Annotated in this window: 9 protein-coding genes and 1 pseudogene; 8 read left to right on the forward strand and 2 right to left on the reverse strand. The window is 64.0% G+C overall.

Going from position 1 to position 11,682, the window contains the following annotated elements; genetic code table 11:
* Window positions 1-46 precede the first annotated feature (46 nt).
* The 7 genes and pseudogenes from VWN43_RS05375 (at window position 47) to VWN43_RS05405 (ending at window position 8,129) form a co-directional block, all read left to right on the forward strand.
* The gene (locus tag VWN43_RS05375; protein ID WP_320180365.1) at window positions 47-340 is read left to right on the forward strand and encodes a hypothetical protein; all 294 of its coding nucleotides are present in this window, start codon (window positions 47-49) and stop codon (window positions 338-340) included.
* Window positions 341-477: 137 nt separating this feature from the next.
* The gene (locus tag VWN43_RS05380; protein ID WP_330768311.1) at window positions 478-1,863 is read left to right on the forward strand and encodes a TIGR03013 family XrtA/PEP-CTERM system glycosyltransferase; all 1,386 of its coding nucleotides are present in this window, start codon (window positions 478-480) and stop codon (window positions 1,861-1,863) included.
* The gene (prsK, locus tag VWN43_RS05385) at window positions 1,863-3,971 is read left to right on the forward strand and encodes an XrtA/PEP-CTERM system histidine kinase PrsK (protein ID WP_320180364.1); all 2,109 of its coding nucleotides are present in this window, start codon (window positions 1,863-1,865) and stop codon (window positions 3,969-3,971) included. Before VWN43_RS05380 ends, prsK begins: the two co-directional genes overlap by 1 nt.
* On the forward strand, window positions 3,971-5,338 hold the full coding sequence (gene prsR / locus VWN43_RS05390) for a PEP-CTERM-box response regulator transcription factor (RefSeq protein WP_320180363.1): 1,368 nt from the start codon (window positions 3,971-3,973) through the stop codon (window positions 5,336-5,338). The genes prsK and prsR overlap by 1 nt, the downstream gene beginning before the upstream one ends.
* Before the next feature lie 744 nt (window positions 5,339-6,082).
* A pseudogene (locus tag VWN43_RS16330) lies at window positions 6,083-6,160 on the forward strand (hypothetical protein); the annotation flags it as partial.
* Window positions 6,161-6,334: 174 nt separating this feature from the next.
* Entirely contained in the window at window positions 6,335-7,087 is a 753-nt protein-coding gene (locus tag VWN43_RS05400; RefSeq protein WP_330768316.1) for a hypothetical protein, read from the forward strand.
* A gap of 40 nt (window positions 7,088-7,127) precedes the next feature.
* A complete protein-coding gene (locus VWN43_RS05405) occupies window positions 7,128-8,129 on the forward strand; it encodes a bile acid:sodium symporter family protein (protein WP_320180361.1) in 1,002 nt (333 codons plus the stop codon).
* Here VWN43_RS05405 and VWN43_RS05410 read toward each other — a convergent pair.
* Together VWN43_RS05410 and panB are read right to left on the reverse strand one after the other, a co-directional pair.
* Complete coding sequence (locus VWN43_RS05410) at window positions 8,062-9,129, reverse strand: DUF475 domain-containing protein (protein ID WP_320180360.1); 1,068 nt, start codon at window positions 9,127-9,129, stop codon at window positions 8,062-8,064. The genes VWN43_RS05405 and VWN43_RS05410 overlap by 68 nt on opposite strands.
* A 19-nt stretch (window positions 9,130-9,148) precedes the next feature.
* A complete protein-coding gene (gene panB, locus VWN43_RS05415) occupies window positions 9,149-10,021 on the reverse strand; it encodes a 3-methyl-2-oxobutanoate hydroxymethyltransferase (RefSeq protein ID WP_320180359.1) in 873 nt (290 codons plus the stop codon).
* 128 nt (window positions 10,022-10,149) lie between these two features.
* On the opposite strand from panB, the gene VWN43_RS05420 reads away from it, so the two are divergent.
* Complete coding sequence (locus VWN43_RS05420) at window positions 10,150-11,580, forward strand: sodium-dependent transporter (protein WP_320180358.1); 1,431 nt, start codon at window positions 10,150-10,152, stop codon at window positions 11,578-11,580.
* Window positions 11,581-11,682: the final 102 nt, after the last annotated feature.

Here is an 11,682-nt window from a genome sequence, read left to right on the forward strand (position 1 = left end):
GATTTGCCGCGTTTTCAGCTCATTAGAGTCGCAGGGGCACACAATTATGACAGAAGAACGGATTACCGAAACCACCGATGCCGCAGGCAACACCCATACGACGCATACGGTCGTCTCGGACGGTGAAGGCCGCCGGGGCGGTACCAATTGGGTGCTGATCCTGCTGGTGCTCGGCGTCGCCATCGTCGGCTTCCTCTTCATCAACCAGATGAGCAGTGCCGAAGTGACCAAGGACAATGCCATTGCGGGCGCTGCCAATGAAGTCGGCCAGGCCGCCAACCAGGTGGGCGAAGCCGCTCAGAATACGGGCGAGGCGGTGGAAGAAGCCGTCACAAACTAAATGATAGTAACGATAGCGGAAGGGCGGGGAGCTTGAGGGTTCCTCGCCCTTTTTCGTGCAAGTGTAAAATTTACCGACGGTTCATCCCTGTCTGCTAGTCAAGGTTTCCGACACCAGCAATTCGCGAGCCGGACTGAATGATCCGCCTGTTCAAGCACTACATCTCCTACAATGTCGTGCTGCTTTCCCTGATCGATCTCATGCTGCTTTCGCTCGCGGGCGAGGCGGCGTGGCGGCTGCGCGTTGCGCAGATCGGGATCAGTGCTGGCCAGTTCTCGGATCGTGTGCTCGAAATCGGCGGCTTTGCCGGGGTGATCTGGCTGGCGATGATCGCGGTCGGGACCTATGGCCCCGAGGCATTGCGATCGATGCGCTTCGCTACCGCGCGGCTGCTCGTCGCAGTCAGCCTCGGCGTGTTGGCGATCTCACTGATGAACTTCTTCTTGCCCGGATCGGCGCTGTGGCGCTCGGTCCTGCTCTACGCGATGGGCATTGCGATTGCCTTCCTCATAGCCAACCGGATTCTCGGCAGCAGAATGCTGGGCGTGGAAGCATTCCGCCGGACCATCCTCGTGCTCGGCGCGGGCCCGCGGGCGGAGCGGCTTGAACGGCTTTCGCGCCGCCCCGACAGCGGCTTTGCGGTCGGCGCCTTTGTCGCAATGGGGGAATCGGAACCGACCATCGGTACCGCGGTCCCGCGCGAATCGATTTCGGACCTCGGTCGGTTCGTCGAGCGGGTAGGGGCGACCGAAGTGGTCCTGGCGCTGCAGGAACGGCGCAATTCGCTGCCGCTCAAGGACCTGCTGAGAGTCAAGACCAAGGGCGTCATGGTCAGCGATTTCTCGAGCTTCCTCGAGCGCGAATTGGGCCGTGTCGACCTGGATACTCTCAATCCCAGCTGGCTGATCTTTTCCGATGGGTTTTCATCCGGGCGGCGATTGTCGAGCATTGGCAAACGCCTGTTCGACATTCTCGTCAGTCTGGTGATCCTGATCGTCGGTCTGCCGCTGGTCGCGATCTTCGCCATATTGGTGAAGCTGGAAAGCAAGGGGCCCGCCTTCTTTCGCCAGACCCGGGTCGGGCTCTATGGCCAGGAGTTCACGCTGGTCAAACTGCGCTCGATGCGCACCGATGCCGAAGCGGATGGGGCGAGATGGGCGGATAAGGACGACCCGCGCATCACCCGGGTGGGCCGCCTGATCCGCATGGTGCGCATCGACGAATTGCCGCAGGTGTGGAGCGTGCTGAAGGGAGAGATGAGTTTCGTCGGCCCGCGGCCCGAAGTACCCGCTTTCGTGGTCGATCTCGAGAAGGAACTGCCTTTCTATGCCGAGCGCCACATGGTCAAACCCGGCATCACCGGGTGGGCGCAGATCAATTATCCCTATGGCGCCAGCGTCGAGGATTCGCGCCAGAAGCTCGAATACGACCTGTATTATGCCAAGAACTACACGCCCTTCCTCGACATCATTATCCTGCTGCAGACCGCGCGGGTGATCATCTGGCCTGAAGGAGCGCGCTGATGGGCTGGATCGCAAGCTTTTCCTATATCGCCTATTCGATTGGCGCGGTCATCTGCGCGCTGGCGGCGATCTGGATCGGGCGCAAAGGCGATTCGCTGCGCGCCGACCGTACGCCCGCAGTCGTCGCGCTGGCGCTGACTGCGAACTGGTGCTTCGCCGCGGCCAGTTTCGAGCCGGGCCGGCCGATCGTCGAACTAACCGAGATCGCCCGCAATCTCGCGTGGCTGTTCATGCTCTTTCGCCTGTTCGCCAATGACGGGCGCGATGAGACGCTGCGACTGGTCCGTCCGGCGGTCTTCGCCCTGGGCTTTGTCGAGGTACTGCAATTCGTCCTGCTGCTGATCGCGCGGCGCTATGCGGTGACGCCCGAACTGACCGCGCTGACTTTCGAAACCGCAGCGCTGTTCCGCGTGATGGTTTCGGTGGGCGCGCTGGTGCTGCTGCATAATCTCTATGCCGGCGCCGCGGCATCGTCGCGGCAGATCCTGCGCTGGAACGCAGCTGCGCTGGCCGGGATGTGGGCCTTCGATCTCAATTACTTTACGATCGGCTACATCACCGGCGCCTTGCCGGGTGAACTCGCCGCGCTACGCGGGGTGGCTGCGGCCTTGGTGGCGGTGCCGTTCGCGCTGGGCTTCAACAGCCGGTCGCCCGATCTCGAATTCCGTCCGTCGCGAGCGGTGACCTTCCGCTTTCTCTCCTTGCTGGTGATCGGTGGCTATCTTGGCCTGATGCTGGGGCTCGCCCGCTGGCTCGACATGCTCACGGGCGATCTCGCGCGGATGACGCAGGTCGGCCTGATCATCACTGCCAGCGCATTGGCGCTGATCTGGCTTCCGTCTGATCGTCTACGCGGCTGGTTGCGGGTCACGGCGATCAAGCACCTCTTCAAGCACCGCTACGAATATCGCAACGAGTGGATTCGCTTTACCGATACGATCGGCACCACCGGCTTCGACAACATCAGCCTGCAGGAACGTACGGTGAAAGCGCTGGCTGATATCACCGACAGTCCTTCGGGAATCCTACTCGTGCCCGACGAAGACGGCTCGTTCGAGCTGGCGGCGAACTGGCGTTGGTCGAATGCCGAGATTCCGGCTCGCGCCGCGCCCGCCTCGCTCGGCGTCATTCTCGAAAGCAGCGAGTTGATCATTGCGTTCGACGAAGTGCGCGACGGGGTGGATCATCGCGGAGAGCAGGCTGCGGTGCCCGACTGGATGCGCAACGACCCGCGCGCCTGGGCGGCTGTACCGCTGCTCCACTTTGACCGCCTGGTCGGCCTCGTCATTCTGTCGCGCCCGCTGATCGAGCGCCGGCTCGACTGGGAAGATTTCGATCTGCTGTCGGTCGTCGGCCGCCAGCTGGCCAGCTACCTCGCGGAACAGGCCGGACAGGCTGCGCTGCTCGAGGCGGGGCGCTTCGACGAATTCAATCGCCGCATGGCTTTCGTGATGCACGACATCAAGAACCTGTCGAGCCAGATGTCGCTGCTGCTGCGCAATGCGGAAAAGCATGCCGACAAGCCCGAGTTTCGCAAGGACATGCTGGTGACGCTACGCAGCAGTGCGGACAAGCTCAACACGCTGCTCGCGCGCCTCGGACGCTATGGCCCGCCGGGAACCGAGAAAGCACGCCAGTTCGATCTTGCCGAAACGGCGCGGCAGGCCGTCGAACGGCTGGGCAAGGTCCATCCGGTGGCGGTGCTCCGCACCGAGCCGGTCGCGGTCGAGGGCAATCCCGACGCGCTCGATCAGGCGCTGGTGCATCTCATCCAGAACGCGATCGATGCGAGCGATGCCAACAGTTCGGTCATGCTCGAGGTCTATAGCGATGGCGTTTCGGGCAAGGCGACGGTGATCGACAATGGGCGCGGGATGTCGCCGCAATTCCTGCGCAACGGCCTGTTCAAGCCGTTCGTCTCCTCGAAGCCCGGAGGCTTCGGCATCGGTGCGTTCGAGGCACGTGAATTGATCCGCTCGATGGGGGGACGACTGGATGTCGAATCGCGCGAGGGGTTGGGGACGCGGTTTACCATCAGCCTGCCGCTTAAATCGGCGACAACCATTATTGGACGAAGCCAGTCGGCAGAGGGGAATGAGGTCGCGTAATGGGGGAAACCAAACCCAAACTGCTCATCGTCGAGGATGACGAGGGCCTGCAGGCCCAGCTCAAATGGGCCTACGACGACTTCGATGTCGTGATTGCCGGGACCCGCGCCGAAGCGCTGACTGCCCTGCGTTCGGAGGAGCCGGCAGTGGTCACGCTCGACCTCGGCCTGCCGCCCGACCCCGACGGGACCAGCGAGGGCTTTGCTGTGCTCGAAGCGATCATGGCGATGAAGCCCGACACGAAGGTTATCGTCGCTTCGGGCCATGGTGCCCGAGCGAGTGCGCTGCGCGCGGTGGAGCAGGGCGCTTACGATTTCTACCAGAAGCCGCTCGATATCGACACGCTCGGGCTGATCGTCCAGCGCGCATACCGGCTGCATCAGATCGAGAATGAGAACCGCCGTCTCGCGGAAAAGGTCGGCGAAGACCGGACGGTGCTCGGCTCGATGGTCACCGCGGCTCCGGAAATGGCCAAGGTTGCGCGGACGATAGAACGGGTGGCACCGACCAATGTGTCGGTCATGCTGCTCGGGGCAAGCGGGACGGGCAAGGAATTGCTGGCCCGCGGCGTCCACGATTCGAGCAACCGCCGCGACGGTGCCTTCGTCGCGATCAATTGTGCGGCGATCCCCGAAAACCTGCTCGAGAGCGAATTGTTCGGGCATGAACGCGGCGCATTCACTGGCGCGGTCAAGATGACTGAAGGCAAGATCGAACTGGCCGACGGGGGCACGCTGTTCCTCGACGAGGTCGGCGACATCCCGCTGCCCTTGCAGGTGAAGCTGCTGCGGTTCCTGCAGGAGCGAACGATCGAGCGGATCGGCGGACGCAAGCAGATCCCGGTCGACACGCGCATCGTCTGCGCGACGCATCAGGATCTCGAATCGATGATCGGTGCGGGGACGTTCCGCGAAGACCTGTTCTACCGGCTTGCGGAAATCGTCGTGAAGGTGCCGACCCTGGCCGAACGCCCGGGCGATGCAGTGCTGCTTGCGAAGCATTTCGTCACGCGCTTCGCCAAGGAGATGAACCCGCAGGTGAAGGGCTTTGCGCCCGATGCGCTGGCGGCGATCGATGGCTGGAGCTGGCCGGGCAATGTGCGCGAGCTCGAAAACCGGATCAAACGCGCGGTCATCATGGCCGATGGCAAACTGGTGTCTGCCGAAGATTTGGACCTGACGCAGGATGCCGCGGATGGCGGCGATATCGCCCTCAACCTCAAGGCGGCGCGCGAACAGGCGGACCGGCGGATGATCCGGCAGGCGCTCGCCCGCAGCGAAGGCAATATCTCGAACACCGCCAAGCTTCTCGGGATCAGCCGGCCGACCTTGTACGATCTGCTCAAGCAATATGACCTCCAGGCGTGATCTCGGACTGATCGTAGCACTCGCATTTGCCCTTGCGACGCTGGGGGGATGCGAGCAGGCAGGGTCGGACCGGCCGTTGTTGGAGGAGGCGCGGCTCCAGTTGGAGCGGGGTGATGCCCTCGCGGCGCAGGTCCAGCTCGAACAGGCGCTCGCGACAGGCACTCCGCGCGAAGAGCTTGCAACGCTGTTCGGCGAAAGCGCGCTCTTGAAGGGTGATCTGGGGGTTGCGCGTGAGTGGCTCGGCCCAGGCGAGTTTTCGGAGGACAGCGCCGCGGCTGGCTTCCAATTGCTGGGCCGTCTCGAAATGGCGGAAGGCAATCTACCCGCAGCGGGGGGCGCCTTCGACCGATCCTATCGGGTCGAACCGGACAATGCCGGGCTGTGGGTCGACATCGGCCGCCTGCGGTATCGTGGAGGCGAGCAATTCGAAGCCATCGCCGCCGCCGAACGCGCATTGTCGATTGATCCGAATGATGCCGAAGCGCTGCGTTTTCGCGGGCAGCTCGCGCGCGATGCGCAGGGGCTTGAAGCGGGGGCCGAATTGCTGGGCAGGGCCCTCGAACGCCAGCCGCAGAATATCGAACTGAGGGTCGAATACGCCGCCACACTTGGCGATGCCGGCCGTGCGCGCGACGCGCTACGGGTCCTGCGTGCCGAAGGTGGGCGCGCGGCCTCAACTCCGCACGGCATGTTCGTTCAGGCCGTGATCGCTGCGCGGGGGGAGACTTTCGATCGGCTCGCGACTTGCTCGCGCGATCCGGTCTGGCGAGCGAAAATGTCGCCTCTGCTCTTATGCTGTCGGGGCTTATCGCGCTCAACGATGGGAATTACGCGAGCGCGGCCCTCACATTCGATCGCCTGCACAGGCGCCAGCCCGACAATCGCCGGGTCGGGGATTTGCTCGCCTATGCGCTGTCCCGCAGCAGCGGTGAACGCGAGTTGGTGCATCGCTTCGCTGCGCCCGCGTCGAGTGGCGCGGGGTCAACCTATCTGCGCATGCTGGTAGGCCGGGCCTACGAGGCGCTTGGCGAGCGGGAACGTGCCGCAAAATTCCTCGATCTGGCGGCATTTGGTCCGTCCGAGCTTGCGGTCCTGCCCGGCCTCACGCCGCGCGCATCGCTTGCCGTCTCCCCTGACATGGGCGGGTTGGAGATACGCGATTACGTTCGCCATGCGATTGCCAGCGAAGACGCCGTGGCCGCCGTCGGCAGGGCCCGCAGTTTCGCGCAGCGCTTTCCCGGTTCGGGCGATGCGCAGGCCATTCTCGGCGATGCCGAATTTGCTCGCGGCGACAAAGCTGCTGCGCGCGCGGCCTATGCACGATCGGCGCTGGTTCGGCGGTCATGGCCGCTGACTTTGCGGCTCGCAGCGGCGCAGGAGGACGCCGCAGAGACCCGCCGTCTGCTCGAGAGCTATGTGCGCGACAATCCCATGAATGCAGAGGCCGCGGCGCTTCTCGCCGATGCTTTCGCGGCCGCAGGGGATTGGGAGCGCGCTGCACAATTGCTCGATCATGCCATGGCTCTCGGAATGGCGCGCGTCCCCTGGGTTCTCGCTGCGCGCAGCATCGCTGCTGGGAAGCTCAAGGATAACGACGGGGCGCTCGATTACGCACTCGCGGCGCATGAACTGCAGCCGATGAACCCGCTGGCGATTGCCGCCTTGATCGATGCGCTGCCTGAAAGCGAGGGCGCGACAAGAAGCGAGCTTGAGACGAAACTGCGTTCCGTGTCGGCGAGCCCGCGCTGAGAAACTCGACAAGCTTGTACGGTAGAGGCAAGGGCCGCGCATGACGCTCCGAACCGTTTTTGCCGATCCCATGGTGCGGATGCTGGTCGCCGCCATCCTGTTTGCCGCCATCGTGCCCGCCACCGGTAGCGCGCGAAGCGTGGCGCAGGCGGTGGCCAATGCGGCGATTTTCATCCTGTTCCTGCTCAACGGCATGCGCATCGCACGGCGCGATATCGCTGCGGGCATTGCCAATTGGCGTTTCCTGCTGCCGCTGGTGCTGTGGGTGTTCGGCGCGATGGCGCTGATCGGCGCCGCACTGGCGGCACTGGGTCAAATCTGGCTTGCCCCATCGGTCTCGCTGGGGTTCCTCTATCTGGGTACGCTGCCTTCGACCGTGCAATCGGCGACGTCCTACACCTCGCTGGCAAGAGGGAATGTGGCACTATCGGTGGTCGGGGCAGCGCTGCTCAATATCCTCGGCGTCTTCGTCACCGTGCCAATCTTTCTCGCACTGGGTGGCAGCGGCAGCGGTGCTGTGGGCATGGATGTGATCGGCAAGATCATGCTGCTGTTGATCCTGCCCTTCGCGATCGGCCAGGCGCTGCAGGGATTCACGGGCGCTTTCATCGCGGCGCACAAACCCAAGATCGCCTGGATCGACCGCATAGCTATCGCAGCGGCGATCTATGTCGCGTTCTCGGGCGCGGTCGAGCAGGGCATATGGACCCGCGTCGATGGCCTGGACTGGTTGGTGATCGCCGCGCTGGTGGCGGCGTTCCTTGTCGCGGGTAATTTGGGCGCATGGCTGGCGGGGAGCGCGTTGCGTCTCGAACGGCCCGATCGCACCGCCTTCCTTTTCGCCGGCGCACAGAAAAGCGCGGCGGTCGGCGCTCCCTTGGCCACCATCCTGTTTCCGCCCGAGGAGGCCGGGTTCATCGTGATCGCGCTGCTGCTCTACCACTTCTTCCAACTGGTCGTGGCAGCGCCGATTGCTAATCGGCTGGCGCAGCATCCTCCTGCGGATGACGCCGGTTGTAGCGCACCGACCACCACAGGCTGAGGCCGATCAGGATCGCGCCGATCAGGCCGGTTACGGTCTCCGGGATATGCACCTTGGCCGACACGAGCATGATCCCGCCGAGCACGATGATCGCCCAGAAGGCCCCGTGTTCGAGGAAGCGGTAGGCCGCCAGCGTGCCCTTGCGGACGAGGTGGATTGTCATCGACCGGACGAACATCGCACCGATCGACAGGCCCAGTGCGATCACGATCATGTTGTTGGATAGCGCGAAAGCGCCGATCACCCCGTCGAAGCTGAAGCTGGCATCGAGCACGTTGAGGTAGAGAAAACCGCCCAGGCCACTGCGCACGACCGCGCCCTGGAGCTTGGCTGCTTCTTCCTTCAGTTCGAGGATCGCATTGATGCCCTCGACTGCGATGAAGGTGACGAGCCCGAGGATGCCGGCCACCAGGAACGTTAGCGCCTCGTCCGGCGCGAGCATGGTCGAGATGCCCCACAGCACCAGCAACAGGAGCGCAATCTCGGCTGCCGGGAGCGCGGCGAACTTGGCAAGCTTGCGCTCGATCACCGCGATCCAGTGGACCTCCTTGTCGAGATCGAAAAAGAACTTGAGCCCGACCATCGCGAGGAAGGCGCCGCCGAAGCCGGCAATCCCGACATGGGCGGAGGATACAATCCGCTCATATTCGCGCGGATCGTTGAGCGAGAGGTTGACCGTCTCGACCGGGCCGAGCCCGGCTGCGATGGCAACGATCGCCAGCGGGAAGACGATGCGCATGCCGAACACGGCGAAAGCGATGCCCCAGGTCAGGAAGCGGCGCTGCCAGACCTCGTCCATTTCCTTGAGGACCGAGGCGTTGACCACCGCATTGTCGAAGCTGAGCGATATTTCCAGCACCGACAGGACCGCGACGATCCACAACAGCGATAGCGTACCGGTAACCGAAGCGGTGCTGACCCAGCCATACCAGACGGCGAGGCCAAGACAGAAAAGCGTGAAAACGAACGAAAATCCGTAGAAGCGCCAAAGCGTTGCCATGTGTAGAAAGGTCCTGCGTTCAGCGCTTGGGCTGGTAGGTCTGGTCTTCGGTGGGGAAGCTGCGCGCGCGCACTTCCTCGGCATATTGCACCACGGTCTGTTCGATGACCCCGGCGATATCGGCATATTTCTTCACGAAGCGCGGGACGCGGTCGAACATGCCGAGCATGTCCTCGGTCACGAGCACCTGCCCGTCGCATTGCGCCGAGGCGCCGATCCCGATGGTCGGGCAGGCCACCGCCTGCGTCGCTTCGATCGCGATCGGTTCGAGCACGCCTTCGAGCACGATGGCGAAGGCCCCGGCTTCGTCCAGTGCCTTGGCATCGCCGACGATCTTCTCCGCTTCGGTATCGCTGCGTCCGCGCGCGGCATAGCCGCCCAGCACATTGACCGCCTGCGGGGTCAGCCCGACATGGCCCATTACGGGGATGCCGCGCTGGTTGAGGAAGGACACGGTCTCGGCCATCTGCTCGCCGCCTTCGAGTTTCACCGCTGCAGCGCCCGATTGCTTGAGCAGGAAGGTCGCGCTCTCGAACGCCTGCTGGGGCGATTGTTCGTAGGAGCCGAAGGGCATGTCGACCACGACCACCGAATGATAGCTGCCACGCACGACGGCGGCGGCATGGTTGGCCATCATGTCGAGCGTGACGGGGATCGTCGTGGCCAGGCCATAGATCACCTGCGCCAGCGAGTCCCCGACCAGCAGGATGTCGCAATGCGCGTCGAGCAATTGCGCCTGCCGCGCAGTATAGGCAGTCAGCATCACCAGCGGCTCGCGCGTCTCGCCCGCGGTCTTGTGCGCGCGGATCTTGGGCACCGTCAGCCGTTTCATCGGCTGCGGCGTGGGGTTGGCCCGGCTGGTGCTCGTATCGAGCTGGAAAGTCGTCGACATGCGGCACCCACTAGCAAGCGCGTGGAAGATGGCAAAGCGAAGCTTGGCATCGCGGGGTATTGCGTGTCTAAGACGCGCTTGTGACGCGCGAGCAGGGATCGCCGCGGTTGGAGAGGAACAGTCTGAACATGGTCGCTACCACGACTTCGACGGGCGAGGGATGGTCCTCGCGCAAGGCGTTTATTCTCGCAGCGGTCGGTGCCGCAGTGGGGCTTGGCAATATCTGGCGTTTCCCGACGCTGGCGGGCGAAAGCGGGGGCGGCGCCTTCGTCATCGTCTATATCGCCTGCGTCTTCCTGCTCGGCCTTCCGCTGGTGCTTTCGGAAATCTTCATCGGCCGCGTGGGACAGACCGACGCGGTCGGTTCGATCCGCCGCGTGGCAACGCAATCGCAGGCTGCGCCGGGCTGGTCGATCTTCGGTGCGATCGGGGCGCTGGCGGCTTTCCTCATCGTGGCGTTCTATTCGGTCGTCGCTGGCTGGGTGCTCTATTACGCCGGCGTGATGGGCGCCGATTTGGGGCAGGCGATCATGGCCGGCGATCCGTTCCGCGGCGCGCTGGCGGGCGAAAGCCGCGAGCAGATCCAGCAGCGGCTGGGCGACATGTTCGCCAGCCCGGGCCTGCTGCTCGGCATGCATTTGCTCTTCATGGGGATGACGCTCTTTATCGTCGCGCGCGGGGTCAGCTCGGGGATCGAGAAGGCCGCGACCTATCTCATGCCGGTGTTCTTCGTGCTGCTGTTCGGCCTCGTGGTCTATGGCGCGATCGAGGGTGATATCGGTGACGCGGTGGCGTTCCTGTTCACTCCCGACTGGTCGAAACTCACCCCGCAGGTGATCAACTCGGCACTGGGCCAGGCGCTGTTTTCGCTCTCGCTCGGCGTGGCCGGGCTGATCACTTACGGCTCCTATATCAAGGAAGGCAGCGCCCTGGGCCCGACGGCCGCGATTATTGCGGTGGCGGATACCTGTGTCGCCCTGCTCGCAGGCCTGATGATCTTCCCGATCGTCTTCGCGGTCGGGCTCGATCCGGCGGCGGGTCCGACGCTGGTGTTCCAGACGCTGCCCTTCGCTTTCCAGACCATGCCGGGCGGCGCGCTTATCGGCTTCCTGTTCTTCGTGCTGATCCTGGTCGCGGCGGTCACCAGCTCGATCTCGCTGCTCGAAGTGCCGACCGCCTACGGCATCGGCGAGCGCGGCTGGAGCCGGCACAAATCGGCGCTGATCTTCGGCACGGGGTCGTTCCTGATCGGGATCGCCTGCCTGCTGGGCTACAATGTCTGGTCCGATGTCCGTCCGCTGGGGTTCTGGAGCCTGTTCGCGGAAACCGATATCCTCGACACGGTAGATGGCTTCACCGGCAAGGTCATGCTGCCCGTAGGCGCGCTACTGACCTCGATCTTTATCGGCTGGAAAGCCGACGAGACGCTGCTGCGTACCACCACCGGGCTGTCGCCCTGGGCCTTCGGGCTGTGGCGCTTCCTGATCGCCTGGCTGTGCCCGATCGCGGTTGCGGTGATCCTGGTAACCGGGCTGTTTCCCTCGGTCCTCGGCAACTAATGCGGAATCCTGCTTCCCGTTAGCCGCGATGGCGCGTATCTAGCGCGCTTCCGGCTGGCGGAGCAGGGCAGTCCTGCGGCGGGCCTGGGGAGGCCGCAGGCC

It is taken from the genome of Qipengyuania sp. HL-TH1 (assembly GCF_036365825.1).
GTDB lineage: Bacteria > Pseudomonadota > Alphaproteobacteria > Sphingomonadales > Sphingomonadaceae > Qipengyuania > Qipengyuania profunda.